15 protein-coding genes are annotated in these 19,095 nt (G+C 66.8%); 3 read left to right on the top strand and 12 right to left on the bottom strand.

Annotated elements, in window-relative coordinates; translation table 11 throughout:
• Positions 1-49 precede the first annotated feature (49 nt).
• Entirely contained in the window at positions 50-979 is a 930-nt protein-coding gene (locus HMPREF3165_RS02410; protein ID WP_020991742.1) for an SDR family oxidoreductase, read from the bottom strand.
• A gap of 150 nt (positions 980-1,129) precedes the next feature.
• On the bottom strand, positions 1,130-2,251 hold the full coding sequence (locus HMPREF3165_RS02405; protein ID WP_003787041.1) for a glycosyltransferase family 4 protein: 1,122 nt from the start codon (positions 2,249-2,251) through the stop codon (positions 1,130-1,132).
• Positions 2,252-2,418: 167 nt separating this feature from the next.
• On the opposite strand from HMPREF3165_RS02405, the gene HMPREF3165_RS02400 reads away from it, so the two are divergent.
• From HMPREF3165_RS02400 to HMPREF3165_RS02390, 3 genes are all read left to right on the top strand, one after another.
• Entirely contained in the window at positions 2,419-3,531 is a 1,113-nt protein-coding gene (locus tag HMPREF3165_RS02400; protein WP_070510642.1) for a glycosyltransferase family 4 protein, read from the top strand.
• Positions 3,528-4,538: a glycosyltransferase family 2 protein gene (locus tag HMPREF3165_RS02395; RefSeq protein WP_070510641.1), complete on the top strand. Its 1,011-nt coding sequence runs from the start codon at positions 3,528-3,530 to the stop codon at positions 4,536-4,538. Before HMPREF3165_RS02400 ends, HMPREF3165_RS02395 begins: the two co-directional genes overlap by 4 nt.
• Positions 4,539-4,674: 136 nt before the next feature.
• Entirely contained in the window at positions 4,675-5,748 is a 1,074-nt protein-coding gene (locus tag HMPREF3165_RS02390) for a glycosyltransferase family 2 protein (protein WP_070510639.1), read from the top strand.
• Positions 5,749-5,775: 27 nt separating this feature from the next.
• Here the strand turns inward: HMPREF3165_RS02390 and HMPREF3165_RS02385 are convergent, their stop codons facing one another.
• The 10 genes from HMPREF3165_RS02385 to HMPREF3165_RS02340 all read right to left on the bottom strand — a co-directional run bounded on the left by HMPREF3165_RS02385 (position 5,776) and on the right by HMPREF3165_RS02340 (position 18,821).
• Positions 5,776-7,065, bottom strand: a complete 1,290-nt coding sequence (locus HMPREF3165_RS02385) for an ABC transporter ATP-binding protein (protein WP_083303163.1) — start codon at positions 7,063-7,065, stop codon at positions 5,776-5,778.
• An 8-nt stretch (positions 7,066-7,073) separates the two neighbouring features.
• Complete coding sequence (locus HMPREF3165_RS02380) at positions 7,074-7,940, bottom strand: ABC transporter permease (RefSeq protein ID WP_009747800.1); 867 nt, start codon at positions 7,938-7,940, stop codon at positions 7,074-7,076.
• A 4-nt stretch (positions 7,941-7,944) separates the two neighbouring features.
• Complete coding sequence (locus HMPREF3165_RS02375) at positions 7,945-9,039, bottom strand: NAD-dependent epimerase/dehydratase family protein (protein WP_070510637.1); 1,095 nt, start codon at positions 9,037-9,039, stop codon at positions 7,945-7,947.
• A 184-nt stretch (positions 9,040-9,223) separates the two neighbouring features.
• The gene (locus tag HMPREF3165_RS02370) at positions 9,224-10,330 is read right to left on the bottom strand and encodes an acyltransferase family protein (RefSeq protein ID WP_070510636.1); all 1,107 of its coding nucleotides are present in this window, start codon (positions 10,328-10,330) and stop codon (positions 9,224-9,226) included.
• On the bottom strand, positions 10,327-12,207 hold the full coding sequence (locus tag HMPREF3165_RS02365) for a rhamnan synthesis F family protein (protein ID WP_070510634.1): 1,881 nt from the start codon (positions 12,205-12,207) through the stop codon (positions 10,327-10,329). The genes HMPREF3165_RS02370 and HMPREF3165_RS02365 overlap by 4 nt, the downstream gene beginning before the upstream one ends.
• 74 nt (positions 12,208-12,281) lie before the next feature.
• Positions 12,282-13,124, bottom strand: coding sequence for an NAD-dependent epimerase/dehydratase family protein (locus HMPREF3165_RS02360; RefSeq protein WP_003787057.1), 843 nt, complete (start codon positions 13,122-13,124; stop codon positions 12,282-12,284).
• Between the two features lie 35 nt (positions 13,125-13,159).
• A complete protein-coding gene (locus tag HMPREF3165_RS02355; protein WP_070510632.1) occupies positions 13,160-15,169 on the bottom strand; it encodes a hypothetical protein in 2,010 nt (669 codons plus the stop codon).
• Positions 15,159-15,626 (bottom strand): GtrA family protein, encoded by a 468-nt coding sequence (locus HMPREF3165_RS02350; protein WP_003787061.1) that lies wholly within the window; start codon positions 15,624-15,626, stop codon positions 15,159-15,161. Before HMPREF3165_RS02350 ends, HMPREF3165_RS02355 begins: the two co-directional genes overlap by 11 nt.
• Entirely contained in the window at positions 15,623-16,678 is a 1,056-nt protein-coding gene (locus tag HMPREF3165_RS02345) for a glycosyltransferase family 2 protein (protein WP_020991747.1), read from the bottom strand. The genes HMPREF3165_RS02350 and HMPREF3165_RS02345 overlap by 4 nt, the downstream gene beginning before the upstream one ends.
• Positions 16,679-16,775: 97 nt before the next feature.
• Positions 16,776-18,821: a rhamnan synthesis F family protein gene (locus HMPREF3165_RS02340; RefSeq protein ID WP_003787067.1), complete on the bottom strand. Its 2,046-nt coding sequence runs from the start codon at positions 18,819-18,821 to the stop codon at positions 16,776-16,778.
• Positions 18,822-19,095: the final 274 nt, after the last annotated feature.

Below are 19,095 nucleotides of genomic sequence, written 5' to 3'. Positions count from 1 at the left end.
TCTCCGACGAGAAACGGGGGCGAGGGAGTGTAAACCGGTCGGTTTCAACCTACAGGAGGCCCTGAAGATAAGCCTCCAGGCGCTCCGTGGAGTCAGCCGGGGTGAAACCTGTGGCTTTGATCTTCGCCAGGTCCAGGGCCGAGCTCAGTGGCCGCGGTGCGATCCCCTCCTGACCGGCGTAGTACTCCTCAGTGGTGACGGCAGTGACCTCGTCGGGGCTGTGGCCGGCGCGCTCGTAGACCCGCTTGGCGACATCGGCCCAGGAGACGATCGGTCCATCACCGGAGAGGTTGTAGGTGCCGAACTCGGCGCCCGCGGTGAGGAGGTGGATGATGCCCGCCGCCAGGTCGGAGGCGAAGGTGAGGCGCCCGGTCTGGTCGGCCACGACACTCGGCGTGATGCCGCGCTCAGCCAGGGAGAGCATCGTCTTGACGAAGTTCTTGCCGTCACCGACCACCCATGAGGTGCGCACCAGGTAGTGCTGGGGACAGACACTGACGGCGGCGTCCCCGGCGGCCTTGGACTGGCCGTAGACGCCCAGCGGCGAGGGGGTCTCCTCCTCGGTGTGGAGAGCCGTGGCCCCGTCGAAGGTGTACTCGGTGGACAGGTGCACCAGGGTCAAGCCGTGCCGGACGGCCGCTCGGGCCAGGTTGACCGGGCCGACCGTGTTGGCCCGCCAGGACAGGCGGCGTCCCTCGGGAGTCTCGGCCCCGTCCACATTGGTCCAGGCCGCGGCGTTGATGATGATGTCGTAGCCACTCCAGTCCCAGGAGGACATGGCGGCCGCGTCCGAGATATCCACCTCGGGCAGGTCGACGCCGGTGGGCTCGAAGCCCGCCTGTGGCAGCAGGGTCATGAGCGCACGCCCGAGCTGGCCGTTGGCACCGGTGACGAGAACCCGCACACGCATCTGCCCTTCTTCGCGCCCGGCACTGGGGAGGGAGGTCCCCTCAATCTGCGCGGGCTTGGTCTCGTTCACTGGCCGTCTCTTCCTTCCCACCGAGCGTTGTTCTACCGGCGTCTCATAAGCGTCATCAACCTGTCGATGAACACTACACGAGCGCACCGGCCACATTGGCCGATATCACCAAGGACAGACGGCGTACCGTGCTCCGCTCAGGGGTGGGCACTATCGCGCCAGGACGGCGCGGTAGGCCTCGACGTGCGCCTGGGCGGATGCCCTCCAGGTGAACTCGGCGGCCCGTTCGAGGGCGGCGCCCCCCAGGGCCCGGCGCCACTCGGGATGGGCGTCCAGGACCACGAGACCCCGGGCAATGGCTTGGACGTCCGATCCGCAGTAGGCGACGGCGTCGCCCCCAACCTCGGGCAGGCTCAGCTCGCGGGTGGTGAGCACGGCGGCCCCGCAGGCCATGGCCTCCAGGACCGGCAGGCCGAAGCCCTCACCGATGGAGGGATAGGCCAGGATCTCACATCCGGAGAGGAATCCGGGCAGGTCCTCCAGGGGCAGGTAGCCGGGCCGCAAGACGTTCAGGTGCCGGGGCACCTGAGCCAGGGCGGGCTCAATGTCCTCGTCCCACCCGGGTCCGCCGGCCAGGACCAGGGCCGGGGCGTCCTCGCAGTCACGGAAGACGTCGATCCAGGCGCGCACCAGGTTGGGGACGTTCTTGCGAGGCTCCAGGGTCCCCAGGAAGCCGATGTAGCGCCGGCCCTCCAGTCCGAGGGAGGCGGCCACGCGGGCTCGCTCGGCGTCGTCGACCGGGTGGAACACGGAGGTGTCCACGCCGTGGTAGGCGACGTGGAAGCGCTCGGGGTCGCCTCCGACGTACTTGATGGTCTCGTCGCGAGTGGCCTGCGAGGGCACGACGAGTGCGTCGGCCCGCCGCACGGCCCGGCGGATGGCGCTGGTGAAGAACTTCTGCTTGAGGGGCGAGTGCGCCTGCGGGTGGGAGAAGAACGTGGCGTCGTGGAGGGTGACGACCACGGGCACCTGGTGCAGGGCCGGGAAGGTGTAGTGGGGCGAGTGCAGCACGTCGGGGCGGATCCGGTGGATGAGTGCCGGCAGCCCCGTCTGCTCCCAGGCCATCCGGGCGCCGCGCGACTCCATGGACTGCGGGACCGGGAAGAGGTGGGCGCGGGGCACCTTGGCGGAGAAGTGCGCCACATCACGTTGCTGGACGGCCATGGCCAGGTTGACGCCGCAGGCGATGAGCTCGGGCACGAGGTCGTCGACATAGCGCCCCACGCCTCCGAGGTCAGCCGGGATCGCCGTCGCATCGAGAAGAACCTTCATGACGGCAGGCTACCGCGCCTGGCGCGGTCACCCCGTACTCTGAGCCCATGAGCGCAGATCATTCCCGCCCGGCGCACTCCCCGGCCCCTTCCCCCTCTCCCGCCTCCCGCACCGTGTCCTCCACCGCCAAGGGCCCCCGTCCACCGGCTCGCCCCCGCGGCCCACGCGTGGGCATGGTGGTGGAGCAGCTGTGGCAACCCGTCCCCGGGGGCTCGGGCACCTACATCGTCGAGCTCGCCCAGGCCCTGCGCGCCCGGCGGGTGCCCGTGGCCGGGATCGCCGCCCATCACCAGGGGGCCGCCTCGCCGCGCCAGGTCGGACTGCCGCCGATGCCGATGCGCTCCTCCCACCTGCCTCGTACCGCCCTGTACGAGTCCTGGAACCGTCTGGGGCTGCCGCGGGCCGAGTCCATCCTGCCCGGCGCCCAGCTCATCCACGCCACGACCTGGGCGCTGCCCCCCACCTCGCTGCCGCTGGTCGTCACCGTGCACGACCTGGCCTTCCTGCGCTCACCCGAGCACTTCACCGCGCGCGGCAACGCCTACTTCAGCCGCTGCCTGGAGCGCGTCATCGCTGAGGCCAGCGCCATCATCGTCCCCTCCCAGGCCACCGCTGACGACTGCATCGCGGCGGGGATCGATGCCGCCCGTCTCTACGTCATTCCTCACGGGGTACGCACCCGCACCGTCACCGACGAGCAGGTCGAGGGTTTCCGTGCCGCCCGGGGCCTCACGCGCGACTACATCCTGTGGACGGGTACCCGTGAGCCCCGCAAGAACCTGTTGGGGCTGCTGCGCGCCTTCGCCCTCCTCATCGAGGAGCACGACGACGCCGGCGGCCTCGACCTGGTCCTCGTCGGTCCGGCCGGGTGGGGCGACGACGCCGCCGAGCGCGAGCTGCTGACCCGCCTGGGTGATCGGGTCCACGTCACCGGCAGGCTCGACGACGACGAGCTGGCGGCCGCCTACCGCGGCGCCCGCGCCTTCTGCTTCCCCTCCATCTGGGAGGGCTTCGGCCTGCCGGTCCTGGAGGCCATGGCCTATGGGGCCCCGGTGGTCACCAGCGCCGGGACCTGCATGGCCGAGGTGTGCGGACAGGCCGGCCTGCTGGCCGACCCCCCCTCGCCGCGTGAGATCGCCAGCCTGCTTGCCCGGGCTATTGGAGCGGAGCACGACGAGCTGGCCGAGGCCGGCCGCGAGCGCGCCCGGACCTTCACCTGGGAGGCCTGCGCCGCCGCGCACACGGAGGTCTATCACGCCCTCATCGGGGGTGCGGTGTGACCCAGCCCGTCAGGCGCCCCTCAGCCCGCGTCGTCATCGTCAACTGGCGCCAGGCCGAGCTGACGATCCGGGCGGCCCGCTCCATCCGTGAGCAGCTGGGAGGCGAGGACGTACTCGTCATCGTGGACAACGCCTCCGGTGACGGCTCGGCCGAGAGACTTCGCCGAGAGGGACTCACGGTGGTCGAGTCGAGCGAGAACCGGGGATTCGGAGCCGGCGTCAACCTCGGGGCCCGAGGCATGGTCGAGGAGGTCCTCATCCTGCTCAACAATGACGCGGTGGCCGAGCCCGGCTTCCTCGAGGCGCTCCTGGCCCCCCTGGGCGACCCGCCGTCCGCTGCGGCTCCGGCCGCGACCACGGCGCGGATCCTGCTGGCCGGACGCTGGAAGCCGGCCGCCCCCGGCCAGCAGGACGCCCTCGTCTCCCCGCGCACCGGGCGGTGGACCCGCCTCGATGAGGAGGCCGCTGCCCGCGGCGAGGGGGAGGTCCTGGTCAACTCCACGGGCAACTTGGTGGACGCCTCCGGCAACGGCTATGACCGGGACTGGCTGGTGCCCGCCGGACAGGAGCACTCCCCCAGCGAGGTCTTCGGCCTGTGCGGAGGCGCCTGCGCGATTCGGCGTGAGGCGTGGCAGGCACTGAGAGGCTTTCGCGAGGACCTGTTCATGTACTACGAGGACACGGACCTGTCCTGGCGCCTGCGTGAGCGCGGTTGGCGAGTCCTCTACGTGCGCGAGGCCGTGGCGCGCCACGATCACGCCTCCTCCTCGGGCACGGACTCACCGATGTTCATCCGGGTCAACGTCCGCAACCGGATCCTGACGGCAGCTGCCCACAGTCCGGCCCCGGTGGTGATGCAGGCACTGGCCCGTACGCTGGTGCGCTCCCTGCGAGGACCGCAGCGCGGCCCGGTGCTGAGGGGACTGGCTCAGGCTCTCACCGGCCTGCCCCGCGAGCTGCATCGGCGGGCGAGGAGCCGCGCACGCAACTCGGCGAGAAGTTGTTGATTGTGGCAAGCGCCTACGCCAGCGCCACCCCACTCGATACAGTGACGGGGCTGAAACCTTGTCAGACGCCCCAGGCGGTTCGGTAACATCGCCAAGCATGATGCGCCCCTGACCAGATCAAGGAGGATCCCCGACAATGGCTGGACACGCCGCACAATCCCCCCGAGTCACCGTGGTGACCCGGACCCGTAACCGTCCCGTGCTGCTGACGCGCGCACTCCAGTCGGTCGGGGCGCAGTCCTTCCAGGACCTCGAACTCGTCATCGTCAATGACGCCGGAAGCACCAAGTCGGTGGACAGCGCTCTGGAGAGCGCTCCCGAGTGGCTCAGGGAGCGCACCCGGGTGGTCACCAACGAGACCTCTCACGGGCGCGAGGCCGCCCTGGAGGACGGTCTGGCCGTCTCCTCCTGCGAGTTCTTCGCGATCCATGACGACGACGACTCCTGGGAGCCCGGCTTCCTGGCCGCCTGCGTGGCCCACCTCGATGACCACCCCGAGCACGGCGCTGTGGCGACGCGCTGCGACGTCGTCGATGAGATAGTCACCGACGAGGGCCTGACCGAGCGTGGCCGGTGGGTGATGACGCAGGACAAGGAGAGCTGGACCCTCATCGACACGATGGTGGCCAACTATGTCCCGCCGATCTCGCAGCTCATCCGCCGTGAGGTGGCCGATCGCATCGGCCACTGGGACGGCACCCTGCTGACCCAGGCCGACTGGGACTTCAATCTGCGGCTGCTGGCGACCTCCCCTGTGGGTTTCATTGACGGGGAGCCGCTGGCGCACTGGCACCACCGTGACTCCACCGACGGGACGATCGGCAACTCCGTCGTCGTCGACGCCGCCCACCACCGTACCGACAACCTCGCCATCCGGGACCGTTACGCCCGTCTGTCCGTGAGCTGCACCGGGACCGAGTCCTCCCCGCAGGGCGTGGCGGCCGCTTCCGAGAACCTCGGACTCCTGCTCGTCTCAGCGGAGTACTACCACCGGATCCAGAAGAGGCTGGAGCAGCAGGACGAGGAGATCGCGCACCTCAAGAAGGCCATGCACGACCTACGCTTCACCATCGGCGACCTGCATGACACGATGCGCCAGGTCCTTATGCACGCCTATGAGATCAACCTGAAGGTCGACCATGTGGAGGCCACGGCCAAGCCCTTCTTCCGCACCGTGGCCCAAGGGGTCAAGAAGATGCAGAGGCGCTGAGTAGCGGCACTGACCGCCCGCCGAGCCTCAGTCGTCCTTGGTGAGCGTGACCATGGGGCGAGGCGGGTCGATCCGCTCGTAGTGGGCCCCCAGGGCCACCAGGCCCCCGGACTCCATGCGTGGCCCGGGGATGATGTCGAAGGCCGTGGCCTTCTGGTAGGCGTCGATGACGCTGGAGAGCTGCCAGGGCTGGATGGAGGCGGAGATGAGGTAGGCGCCCGGCCGTAGCATCATCGCGGGGATGGAGATGTCCACGGTCCCCTCCCCCGGCTCGATCCTCTCGGGCTGGAAGCCGTCGTCGAGGCCGTGAAGCCCCCAGGCGAAGATGCCCTCACGGGTGTCGATGGAGCAGCCGAAGACGGGCTTCTCGATCGTCTCCTCGCAGTGGTAGTGAAGGCGAATGGTGGCCTCGTCCCCGGTACGCATGGAGGTCGCCGGCCGGCCCGTGCGGTCGAGCAGCTCGATGCGGCGGATCTGGGCCTCACCACTGCCGAAACGGGTGCCTTGGCCCTCTTTGACCTTCTTGGCTCCGTGGGTGACGTCGGAGTACTTGTCGATGACCTCTGGGGCCGGGCCGACCTCCTTGAGGTGGCCGTGGTCGAGCCAGGCGACCTCATCGCAGAAGGTGCGCATCTGCTCCAGGCCGTGGGAGACGACGACGACGGTGCGGCCGTCCTCGCGGAACTCGGCGAACTTGTCCATGCACCGCTCCTGGAACTCCATGTCGCCGACGGCCAGGACCTCGTCGACCAGGAGGATCTCCGGCTCGACGTGGATGGACACGGAGAAGCCGAGGCGCACGTACATGCCCGAGGAGTAGTTCTTCACCGGCTGGTCGATGAACTCACCCACCCCGGAGAAGTCGACGATGTCATCGAACTTGGCCTCGATCTCCTTGCGACTCATCCCCAGGATGGCGCCGTTGAGGAAGATGTTCTCCCTCCCGGAGAGCTCGGGATGGAAGCCCGAGCCGACCTCCAGCATGGCGGCCATGCGCCCCCGGGCGGTGATGGAGCCCGAGTCGGGAGCCAGGATCTTAGCGATGCACTTGAGCAGCGTGGACTTGCCCGATCCGTTGTGTCCCATGAGCCCGAAGGTCTTGCCCTCGGGGATGTCGAAGGTGATGTCCTTGAGCGCCCAGAAGTCCTCGTAGACGCCGCGGCCCCGCTGCAGGACGGCGCCCTTGAGGGACTGATTGCGGTGGTGATAGATCCGGAAGCGCTTGGAGACGTCCTCGATGCGCACGGCCGGCACGGCCGAGGCAGCCGGCACCGACGACGTGAGTGATGATGCGGACGATCCGGTTGATGCGGTCATCTGGCGTGTCAGAGCTCCTCAACGATGCTCGCCGAGTGCCGGCGGAAGAAGACCAGGCCCAACGTGAGCATGACGATCGCCCATGCCAGGCAGGCCAGGAAGACGGGCTGCGACGGCAGGGCGAAGTCGTACAGGCAGGATCGGAAGGCCTCGAGGTAGGTCTCGGCGGGGTTGAGACGCAGGATCGTGGTCAGCGGGATCGGCCCGCCGTTGACCTGCCAGCCCTTGTCGAACAGGTCGTTCTGAACCTTGTTGACCATGGTCAGGGGGAAGACGACCCCGGAGGCGTACATCCACATCTGGTTGAAGATCTGCCACAGGTGTCCCAGGTCCCGGAAGTAGACGGTGGCGATGGACAGCATGAGGCCCAGTCCAACGGCGAACATCCCCACCAGTACGGTGACGACGAGCAGTGCCGGGATCATCGCCAGGACTCCCGGCCCTCCCAAGATCATGGCGATGATGACCAGCACGAGCAGCTCGAAGGCGAAGTCCACGGCCAGTGACAGGACCGCGGAGTAGATGAGGACCTGGCGGGGGAAGTAGACCTTGGTGAGGAGCCCCGCGTTGTCCACGAGGGCGTTCATGGAGGCCATGATGCCGCTGGAGAAGAAGGTCCAGCTGAGCACCCCGATGCCGATCCACAGCGCGAAGGAGTTGATGCCGGAGTTGCGGCCCGGCTCCACGCCTCCGCGGAAGACGACGCCGAAAATGAGGGCGAAGATGGCGATGGTGGCCAGGGGGTTGATGAATGACCACAGGCGCCCCAGGGCCGTGCCCTTGAACTCCGAGGAGACCGAGCGCTGAGTCAGCCGCAGGGTGAGGTCCAGCGTCTGGCGGGCATCCTCCGAGCGGAGCAGTCGAGAGAGCTTCATAGGCTCACACCTCCGTCGCAGTGCCGGTGGGCGCTGGGGGAGCCGCCTTCTGCTGGGCATCGATCCAGTCGCACAGCCGGTTAATGCCCTCGGTGACGCCGACCCGGGGCTCCCAGTCCAGCGCCTGGCGGGCGCGCGCGGTGTCCGCCCAGGCGGCACGCACATCGCCGTCACGGAACTGGCCGGTGACGTGCGGTGCGGGCGCTCCGTAGTGCTCGGCGATGGTCTGAGCGATCTGCATGATGGTGGTCCGCTCCCCCAGGCCGATGTCGTAGGGCGTGGAGGTGGCCGGCGAGTGCAGGACGCCGGCCACGATGGCGGAGGCGACGTCGTCGATGAAGACGAAGTCCCGCACGATCTGGCCGTCCTCGTAGACCGGGATGGACTGGCCCTGCTTGGCCAGGCGGGCGAAGAGGGAGACGATGCCGGTGTAGGGGTTGATGAGGGACTGGCCGGGTCCGTAGACGTTCTGAAGCCGGAAGAGCACCGGGGTAACGTCGAAGGAGCCGCACCAGGACGTCACGAGGTTCTCCTGGCAGAACTTGGTGGCGGCGTAGACGTTGGCCGGGGAGGCCTTGACCTCGGTGGAGGACTGGACCGAGGGGGTCAGCCCGGCGAAATCCCACTGACCAGCCTCGAGCATTGCGTGGGTGCGCTGGCCGGGGTAGGAGGGGTGTCCCGCAGCATCGATCCACTTCCCCTCGCCGTAGACGGCCCGGGAGGAGGCCAGGACGATCTTGTCGGGACGGATCTCGTGGCGCACGAGGGCGTCGAGCATCTGGGTGGTGCCGACGACGTTGACGTTGGCGTGCCGGGAGGCCTCGGTGAGGGACTGGCCAGTTCCGGTCTCCGCCGCCAGGTGGACGATGGCATCCGGCGCGACCTCGGTCAGGAGCGAGTCCCAGTCCTCGGCGACGGACACGTCCAGGCGGCGCAGCTCCACGCGCTCGTCGAGCTCGGCAGGGCGAGCCTGGGAGGGGTGGATCTGCGGGTGCATGTTGTCCAGGGCCACGACACGGTCGAAGGCGTCCGCCAGGTCATGCGAGATCGCGCAGCCGATGAATCCGGCACCACCGGTCACGAGGCAGGTACGGGTCACGAGGGTCTCCCTTGGTGTAGTCGAGTCGGGGCGGTGGGACGAGCTCTCACGCGTCGTACAACGGCCTCGTCACTATTCTCGGCGTTCCCGGAGCCGTGCGGGCCGGCGGCCGCCGTTGCCTTCGACACGCCTCAGAGGCGCTGGACACGAGCTCGTCCCTGCCCGGAGCCGCACGCCGAACATATCAGCGTTCGACCTCGGAGACCTCGGGATGCCAGCTCATGCCTTTGAAGGCCTTGGTGACGAAAGCGACGATGTGGTCGGTGATCCTCACCAGCGCCACCGACAGGCCGAAGACGATGACGCAGGTCGCGGCCAGCATCGTGTAGCGCTGAACCGGCACGAAGCCCGCCACGTTGATCTTCTCGAAGAGGACCATGATGACGACGTGGTGGACCAGGAAGATCGGATAGGAGTACTTGGCGATCAGGTCGACGAGTGCACGTACCGGCTGGATCGCCACATAGCGACCGACGACCACGAGGATGAGGAAGGCCGAGATGCCGACAAGTGTGGTGGCCACGTCCTCGGGGATCTCCTCGGGGAGCATCGCCGAGACGGCCAGGACCGCGGCTGCCGGAATGACGACGGCCCAGTGGACCCGGCGGACGTAGAGGACGAAGTAGCTGCCGAAGGCCAACTCGGGGAGTCTGGTCGTGAGGATCATCGCCGAGGGGTAGCCCGCGAAGTAGCGCTGCATGACGATCACGGTGGCGGCATAGGCCGCCAGGATGACGACGCCGGTGACGACCGGGAAGCGGTCGATGGCCCACAAAAGCGCTGGGAAAACGAGGTAGTACAGGAGGATGAACCCGAGGAACCACTCCCCCAGGAGGTAGGCGGTACGCACCTGGAAGTTGGCGACCAGGCCGTCCACGCCGAGGACCGTGAAGATGAGGGAGCGGGTCGGGGCACTGTTGGGCGGCCGCCCCCCGGTCGTGACGAAGAAGTAGAGCGTCGCAAGGACCCAGGCGGTCCAGAACATCGGGTAGATGTTGAGACAGCGCTTCCAGTAGAACCGTTTGAGATTGATCGGTCTCCGATAGGTCACCGTCAGGGCGGCCCCGGAGATGATGAGGAACAAGGAGACGCCCAACCCACCCACATAGATGCCGAAGGGGAAGTTGGTCAGGACGTAGCCGCCATCAGCCAGGTAGGGGTTGTTGAAGTGGGTGAGGACGATGAGAAGCGCTGCCAGGGCTCGGACCAGATCGAGGTAGAAGATCCTGGTCCGTTTTCTGGCGACCGGCTTGACACCCGCCGCCCCAGCCGACGCGCCCGTCTCGGTCACTCCCCGATCCTCCTGACTCGGCGGTAGGCACTCTTGAGGGGCGAGCGCACTGCGGTCGGGATCCAGCGGCTGACCTGATCCTTGACCTGCTGACGAGTGCTGCGAGCACTACGGATCTGTTGGACCATTCGCTGCTCGACGTCGACCCCCCAGTGCTGTGACACCGCGGTGGTGAACTCCCTGGTGTAGTACGACAGATTCGTCAGCTCGATCCTCGCGAAGGAGTCGGAGAAGAGCCATCCGCAGAAGTAGCCCGAGGCCTGCGCAACATAGCCGTAGGCACGCTCGATGGCGTGGAGGATGGTTCCGTCGATGTCATTCGGCTCAGGCGGGAAGTCCTCCCACTGCCAGTCGTGGTCGAAGAGCGGCTTGAGAGCCGCCGGCCGGAACCAGAACATGGTGCCCAGCGGGGCGATGACCTCCTTGTGAGCATCGAGCGGGACACTCAGGTTCAGCTCTTTTTCAAGGAGCATCTTCGTGCGATCGAAGTTCGGCCCCCAGCTGTAGGAGTAGATCGGGAAGTAGTCGGCGTGGTTGGGAGGGGTCGGCGACAGCAGACCGAGTCGGGGCTCCGAGTCGAAGGTGGAGATGACGTTCTCGACGAACTCTCGAGTCGGGAGGAGGTTATCGAAGCACTTGCGGGCGAAGCCCTCACCCACGGTGTACGGGCTCAGCTGGGTGACCTTCTTGTCATGGATGAAGCAGACGAGGTCGTAGTCGCTGACGATGTCCTTGCAGCCCACCAGGAGCGCACTGACGTCCCGCCCTCGGTTCTCAATGAGGCGCACGGTCACGTTGTAGGGGAGATCCTTGCAGGCCTCCTCCACCAGCTCCACCTTCTCCTGAGAACCGACGGTGAGGATGAAATCCGTCCCCTCGGGCATGGAGCGGGCGTAGGCGAGCGTGGGCTCCAGGAGGTCCATGTAGTACAGGTGCGCAATGAGGGCGACCTTCTGAGGCTTGGGCTCGCGGGCCACCGCCTGCGTGGGCAGGACGTAGGTGAGCTGGAGATTCTTGACCAGGTCCGCCATGTTCATGGAGCGCAGGGCGTTGTCCCAGATGAGGTTCGTGTCGAAGTCGGTGTGGTCGCGCAGGTACTCGTAGAGCTCCACGGTTGCGTTACCCACGGCCTGGTGAAGCACGTCCTCGTAGCTGTGGAAGAAGGAGCGGCGCTTGAAGATGGGGCAGCGCCTCTCCGCAATGAGCTGCTTGGGGGCGAAGAGGATGGGCTGCAGGGTGAAGCCCTCGAGGTCCTCAGTATTGACATACACGTCAGAGGTGAAGCCCAGCCGCTCGAAGCGCTGGGTGAAGGGCGCCTCGTGGAGCCCCACGGAATCCTCGTAGGAATTGATCTGAGGAAGGTTGTCCCAGTAGTCCTGGAAGGCCTTGGAGGAGACCAGGGAACGCCGGTAGGCATGGAAGTGGGACTGAAGATGACGGGGCAGGTACCCCTCCAGGGCGTGCCCGAAGGGGTCTCCGGGAGCCAGATGGAACCAGGTGATTCCCCAGAAGTCGATGTCTCGACCCGCCATCTCGGTGAACATCTCCTCGAAGGGGTACACCGGTCCCATGATGGTGGCGTTGAACAGGACGACCTCGTCGAACTCGACGAGCCGGTCCCAGCCGTAGCTCTCCATGGCCGTTTTGTAGGCCCAGGCATCCAGGCCCTTGTTCTCCCGCAGGATGATGTTGTCCGTGAAGGCGGTCAGCTTGGCATAGCTCTTGGCGGTCAACTCACCGTTGACGACAATGACCAGCTCGGAGAGGTTCTTGACCATGTCAGTAAGCAGGGTCTCCACGTAGGAGTCCACGATGCCCTGAGCGTCGAAGAAGAAGAAGATCCCGAGTCGCTTCGGGTCCTGGCCGAGCGTTGCCATAATGTCCCTTCTGGGCAGTGGTTCGAGCCGCTCACCGTAGCGGGAGAGCGGAGTAATAGGGTTTCCCGGGCGCGTCAGCCCGCGCTTGAGGCGAGGATACGGCGGATCTTGGTCGGGTCACCCCACACGCCCGGCGAGTCGTAGGGCCGGTCCGGGAAGGCTCCGTACTCCAGGGTGATGTCCAGGTCGTTGTCCCGGATGTAGGCCTCGACGCGCTCGGCGAGGCTCATCGGCTCACCGGTGCAGGCGTTAATGATGCCGTCGACCTCAGTCTGGTCCACGATCGCGGCGATCTGCGTGGCCAGCTCGTCCACGGAGATGAAGTCGTAGCGGTTCTTACCCGTGGTGAAGGGGAAGGTGGTGCGCCCCTCCTCGGCGGCCTCCAGGAGCTTGGAGAAGATCGAGTTGCCGAACTTGTCGTCGCCCACGATGTAGTAGGCGCGGATCCACTGGGCGACGGCGTCGTGTGCCTTGGCCGACAGGAAGGTGGTCTCCCGCAGTGCGTTCTTGGCGATGCCGTACAGCGAGGCGGGGTTGCACGGGGAGTTCTCGTCGATGGCGCCCTCCCAGTAGCCGACCTCATGCATGGTCCCCATGACGGCGAGCTGCTTGAGACCGCCCGCATAGAGGTTCTCAATGAGGTTGACGTGCTTGGCCAGGTCGTCCATGTGGGCGGACGAGGCGTGCTTGAAGCCGTCGCGCCAGGCCATGTGCAGGACGACGTCGGGGCGCCCCATCTGGTCGTAGATGTCGGCGTCCCCGGAGAAGAGGTCCAGGGTAAGCCTCTCCGCCCGCTCGTCGACGCCGTCGAGTCGCAGGTCGAGGGCCTTGACGTCCAGGCCGCGCTCCAGGAGCGCGGTGACGACGTGGCGACCGATGTAGCCGCCTGCTCCAGTGACGAGAACTGTCTTTGCCATGGTTCTGGATCCTAACAGGTGCGGTTGCGGAGCAATCACTTGGTTCTGCCGTTGATGGACATGAGGAGATCGCCGTTGACGGTCATTCCGTTCTCCGTGGTCGGGAACTGGTCGACCGCGGGATTGATCTCGACGACGGCGCTGCCGCCCTCGGTCAGCTCACTGGTGATCGTCACGGTGTACTTCTCGCCACCGCGCAGGACGAGTCCCTTGGCCGGGAACTCGTGCAGACCCTCGTGGAGGGAGTTCGCCGGCGCCGCGGTCTTGAAGACCCGGGCACCGGAGGCGTCCGTGACCTCGACGTTGACCACCGAGGAGTCGAGCCACTGGATGTCTCCGGCCAGGAAGGCGATATTGAGGGAGCTGACCTCCACGGTGGACGGCAGGGTGATGGTCTCGGAGACCCTGGCCCCATCGCCGAGGATGTTGACGCTCCCCGCCTGAGGGGTGTCGGTGACCGCCGAGTACGCCACAGGAGCAGCCGGCACGAAGTAGGGGAGCAGCACCAGCGCGCTGAACGCCGCCGGCATGGTCAGACGCGACCAGGCCGCGGAGCGTGGGACCCGCTCGCCCTGCCCCAGCTTCTCGACCATCTCGGTGCGCGGGAAGTTGATGAAGAGGAACGCCAGAGCGCAGGCGATCATGAAGCCGACGATGAAGGAGCCCTGCCGGCTGATTCCCATGACGTCGAGGAACTGCGCGGGGGTCTCATACCGGGGCTGCGCCGTCGGAGTCATCAGGTGAGGCAGGAGCAGCTGATCGAGGATCGACCGGTTGTACATGGAGAAACCGGTGAAGGTGTACATGAGGAACAACGCGGTTCCAACACCCACCTCAAGAGCAGAGTTGAGCAGCACGTGACGCGGGTTGAGGAAGATGATGAGCACCGCGAAGGGCGAGACCATGACGGCCCAGTAGGGGTTGAGCGGGACGACCGTGGCGAAGACGAGGTAGATGGCCATACAGATGTAGACCGCGTCGGCCGCCAAGGCCTTCGTCCCCTGAGGGCGGCGCAGGTAGGCGAAGATGACGATCCCGACCATGAACACCACGAAGATCGGAATCATGCTGCTCTGCCACGGCACCCCCACGGCCGTGAGCCTCTGAAGCATGCTGCTCATGAATCCGCCGGTGGACGCCTTGTAGGCCACATTGCCGTGGTAGATGGCGCGGCACCCGACCAGACCGATGAGCCCGACAACGACCTGGAGGGCCACCACGCGCAGCCGCTTCTCCCTCAGCAGCAGGAGCGGCACGAAGATGAAAAGGGCGAAGAGCTTGAGCGTGTTGGCGATCGCGAACCACAGCAGGAACCTGCCCAGCCGGCCACGCAGGTAGGCGCGCAGCCCCAGCAGGATGAAGACGATCATGATGATGTCGTACTGGACGATGACGAAGACCGGGACGAACAACGTCATCGACGACAGGAAGAAGAAGGCGACCCACTTGCTGCGCTGCCGGCTGACGCCGAGGTCACGCGCGATATCCACCAGCACCTTGGCGGCGAGAAGCGCGGCCAGCACCATCATGGTCTTGAGCCACAGCTGCGCCGGCGTCGACAGCAGGTACTGGAAGCCGGTGATCCGGTAGATGATGTAGGTCGGCAGGTTCCACAGCCCGAAGAGCAGGTAGAGCGGGATGTCGTAGACCGCCGGGTGACCGGTCGAGGTGTGCTCGATCGCGATCCGGTAGAAGTCGCCGATCCTCCCCTGAAGAACCGAGTCCAGGAAGTTGAAGGAGTGCTCGAAGGTGGCTCGCACGTCCCCGTAGAGGAAGAAGGCGTAGGCGCCGAGCAGGATGATGCCCAGCAGCGCCCAGTCCACGAGGCCGGGACGCTCGGTACTGCTCCACCAGGAGCCCAGGCGGCTGTCCACCACGCGCTCGACCAGCCGGCGTCCCTGATCGCTCGTCGTCTCAGTGAGCGCGCGCATCCGTGTGACGAGGCCGGCGGCGGAGCGGGTCTGCGGCGTGGAGTCGTGATCGGTTTTCTCGGCGTCGTTGTTCTTGACCTGACTCGTTTTGTTCTTCGCGGACTTACCGGACACGAGAGCCTGCCTGTTCATCGGGGTGGTGGACAGTGGTCGGCCCGCCAGAGGCGCCGAGACGCTCCAGGAGGGCTTTGCGGGAGATGAAGTTGTAGATGAGCACGATCGCCGTGGCGAGGATCTTCCCCAGGAAGGGGCTCATGCCGGCGAGGTCGGCGCAGACGTAGAGGATGAGTGTGTTCAAGCCCAGTGCGACGACGTTGAGCAGAACATACAGCGTGAATTCCTTGAGGACACTGACATTCTCCTGCGCCTCGAAGACGTAGCGCCTGGAGAGGATGTAGTTGAGGACCACTGAGGTGGAGAAGGATGTCGCACTGGCGATGAGGTGGGGTACGCCCAGCCCGTACAGCACAGTGAAGAGGCCGAAGTCAACGCTGAAGGAGATGCCGCCGACGACGAGGAATCGCCCGAACTGCGCAAGGAGGGGACGCAGTTTCTCCTGGAGGGTGCTCAAGAGGCGTTCCCGCCGGGGCGTTCCTGCGCGGAGGGACCCGCCTGCGACGACGCCGGGCCGCCTCCGAAGCTCGAAGGACCTTCGGAGGGCCCGAAGTTGAGGCGCTCACCGATGACCACGCGAGGCTTGCTGACGACGCGCCCGTTGATGCTGAGAATGTACTCGCCCAGGATTCCGATGAAGAACAACTGGATGGAGCCCAGGAAAAACAGGCCCACGGTGCGCGAGGCCTCTCCCACTGGATAGGCGTTCCAATCGATGAGCTTCTTGACCAGGACGAAGGTGGCCAGGCCCAGGCAGATGATGCCGACGAAGGTGGCCACGAAGGTGGCCATGCGCATCAGCAGCTTGGTGGAGCTGGTGATGCCCTGCATGGCGAAGTCGTAGTTACGCAGGAAGTTGAAGTTCGACTTTCCTCGGGAGGACTGGGCCTGATCGTACTGGACGATCTCGAGCCCGATCCCGTACTCGGCGACCACCGTCTTGAAGTAGGGCTGAATATCGCCGATCTGCCGCAGAACATCGATGAACTCGACGTCGTAGAGCCCGTATCCGGTGAAGCGCGCGATCTGAGGGGTGTCGGCGAACCAGTCGATGAGCTTGTAGTAGAGGTGACGGCATCCCGTCATGATGAAGCCCTCATCAGAGGATCTCCTCTGCCCGATGACGACCTTGGCTCCGGCCTCCCAGCGGGCCACGAACTCCGGGAGGTTCTCCGGAGGGTCCTGGAGGTCGCCGAAGAGCATGAAGGTCGCGTCCCCCGAGCCGTAGGTGAGCGCCGAGAAGACATTCCGGTGAAAACCGAAGTTACGGGCGTTGAAGACGGCCTTCACCCGCTTGTCCTCACCCGCCAGAGCGCGGATCGCATCGCGGGTGCCGTCCGTCGAGTAGTCATCGACGAAGATGATCTCGTAGTCGTACTGAGGAAGATGCGTGTGAAATACCGAGTTCAGTCGGTCATACATCAACCTGACGCTTTTTTCCTCATTGTAACTGGGGATGACGACGCTGATCTTCTTCATGGACAGGTCAAAGGTCCTCACGTGACTCATTGATCGAGGCAGGGGCTCCAACAGGGGCTCCAAGGGGCATACCCGACCATGCCGGCAGGAGGTGCGGGGAGCACCTCTCGTTATGCTAACACCTCGCTCAATCCCCCTTGTCTTCCTCCCGATGGCGGCCGACACCGCGCAGACGCCTGCCGGCACTCGTCGCGGCGCGCGCCAGGCCCGAGGCCCCACCGGTCAGGTAGCGGTAGGCGGGCTTGAGAGCACTGCCCATGTCGGGGTGGTGGACGTCAACGTAGGTGCGCACCCGGGCGCCGACTCCGGCCAGCGGTCCGAATCGGGCCTGGAGGAACCTGACCTGCTCATCGGTGTGGGCCGGAAGGTCCGCGGTGACGACTCGATGCTTGTAGGCCAGGGCCCCGTAGAGCCGCCCGGCCCAGACCGGAGTGAGCACCTCGCGGGGGTGGAAGCCGCTGGACATGGCCGCATAGACGGTCAGCAGCTCGAGCACCTCGGCGGCGCGGGCGCGTCTGAGGCGCTCGGCGGACTGCTCGGCTCCGGCGGCGGCCTGGTCGGTCAGCCGCACGAGCTCCTTGGCCCCTTCACTCAGGGTGCGCAGCGCTTCGGGGCGGGCCATGAACATCGCGCCGGGAGGAGCCACGGGGGCGAGCGGATCCAGCTCGGCGCTCAGACCGAGCCGCCGGGACAGGGCCTTGGCGGCGCCGGCCAGCCCGTCCCACGTGGGTCCTCCATGAGCCTGCCCGATGTGGCCGGCGGCGGGCATGGCCACGCCAAGGCCGGGGTGACGCGCAAAGAGGTCGATGAGGCCGGCCGTGTACCCCGGCGAGTCCAGCAGGCAGTCGAGTGCCTGCCGGTGGGCGACGTCGTCGGCCCGCGTACCGGGGACGGGCGGGGGCCCCACGGTGATCCGCAGGACGAGGGGGCCACTGTCGCCGCCCTCGTCGCCGCCGGCGGCACGCCCGGGATCCCAGAGGTCGTCACACTGGGTGAGGAAGGCGATCGTGCCCCGCGGGTCGAGGTCGCGCACCAAGCGGAAGGACACATCCCCTTCCCCGTGCGCTGAGTCCTCCTGTGTGTCCTCCTGGCTGGGACGGCGGCCGGTGACCCGCTCCAGGTCGGCGGCATCCAGCCGTTCGGGCGAGGTGACTACGACCCGCCAGTGCGCAGGCAGGCTCGCCAGGCGCTGGGCCAGCCCATCGGCCTCGGCGCGCTCGAGCGCCTCCCTCCCGGCCGGGACGTGGACGACGACGCAGCCCGTGGGCCGCCGCTCAGGCGAGCTCGTCTCGGCACCGGCCCCCGCGGCCCCGGGGACGCACCCGGTCACGACCTCGGTGAGGCCGGCGTTGACGATGAGGTCGCGGGCGGCCGCGGTGTGGACGACGTCGGACAGGATGAGGTCCTCGCTGTAGCCGGCCCGGGCGGCGGCCTCCAGCAGCTCCCCGCCGACGACGGCCTGGCGGTCCTGGTGGAGCGGGTCGTGGAAGAGGGCGCGGCGCTTGAGCAGGGGGCAGCCGTCGGCCAGCAGCGCTGGGGCCTCCTCGATGGCCGGGTTCTCCGAGCGGTAGCGGTCCACGGGGAAGGCGACCTGCCAGGTGTGGCCGAGCTCGGCGAAGTGGCCGGTGAAGCGCGATTCGTGCCACTGGATGGAGTCGCGGTAGGAGGAGACCGGCGGCATCTGCTCCCAGTACTCCCGGAAGGCCGGGTCCGTCAGGAGCCTGCGGCGCACCGCGATCCAGTGGGACTGGAGGTGGCGGGGCAGCTCGCGCTGGGCGAGGAAGGGGTGGGGGCGCATGGTGGCGTGCTCGGTCATACCCCAGAAGGAGATATCGCCCCAGCCCGCGGCGCGGGTGAGGACCTCCTCCCAGGGCCGCAGCGGCGCGTAGTAGGTGTGGTTGGTCAGGATGAGCTCGTCGAAGTCGGCGAGCCGTTCCCAGCCCAGGTGCTCCAGGCCGGCTCGGTAGGCGCCGGCATCGAGCCCCTCATTGGGACGCGGAAGGATCTCATCACAGCAGGTCGCCAGGCGGGCGCGGTCGACCTCACTGATGGGTGAGTTGGAGACCAGCAGGATGTGGTTGGCGTGGGGCCGCAGGGAGCTGAGCGCGGCGACGACGTAGTCGCGGACCTGATGATGAGGATCGAAGTGGAAGTAGACGAGTCCTCGGTTCATGTGGAGGTCCTTCCCGGCAGGTGGTCGATGAAGGCGGCTGGTAAGGAAGCGGTGAGGCGGCCAGTGTCTCATGAGCTGTCTCACGCACTTCTGGCCGCCTCGCCGCTCCCCCGGTGCGGGATGTCAGCGGATGGTCACCTTCCCGTTGGGCGCCACGGAGATGCTGCCCTTCTCAAAGGTCTGGGTCGTGGTGCCGTCGGCCTGGCGCACTGCGCGTCCGGTGGGCAGCCCCACCTTGGAACGTTCCCAGCCGGCGGCGGCCCAGGCGTTGAGG

Source organism: Actinomyces sp. HMSC08A09, from assembly GCF_001807465.1.
Lineage (GTDB): Bacteria > Actinomycetota > Actinomycetes > Actinomycetales > Actinomycetaceae > Actinomyces > Actinomyces oris.
This window is presented reverse-complemented; position numbering and strand designations above follow the sequence as displayed.

Bases quoted from the DNA above. Each gene is read 5' to 3' on its own strand.
- HMPREF3165_RS02405 (WP_003787041.1), bottom strand. From the start codon at position 2,251: ATGAAGGTTCTTCTCGATGCGACGGCGATCCCGGCTGACCTCGGAGGC.
- HMPREF3165_RS02390 (WP_070510639.1), top strand. From the start codon at position 4,675: ATGGCTGGACACGCCGCACAATCCCCCCGAGTCACCGTGGTGACCCGG.
- HMPREF3165_RS02385 (WP_083303163.1), bottom strand. From the start codon at position 7,065: ATGACCGCATCAACCGGATCGTCCGCATCATCACTCACGTCGTCGGTG.
- HMPREF3165_RS02380 (WP_009747800.1), bottom strand. From the start codon at position 7,940: ATGAAGCTCTCTCGACTGCTCCGCTCGGAGGATGCCCGCCAGACGCTG.
- HMPREF3165_RS02365 (WP_070510634.1), bottom strand. From the start codon at position 12,207: ATGGCAACGCTCGGCCAGGACCCGAAGCGACTCGGGATCTTCTTCTTC.
- HMPREF3165_RS02360 (WP_003787057.1), bottom strand. From the start codon at position 13,124: ATGGCAAAGACAGTTCTCGTCACTGGAGCAGGCGGCTACATCGGTCGC.
- HMPREF3165_RS02345 (WP_020991747.1), bottom strand. From the start codon at position 16,678: ATGAGTCACGTGAGGACCTTTGACCTGTCCATGAAGAAGATCAGCGTC.
- HMPREF3165_RS02340 (WP_003787067.1), bottom strand. From the start codon at position 18,821: ATGAACCGAGGACTCGTCTACTTCCACTTCGATCCTCATCATCAGGTC.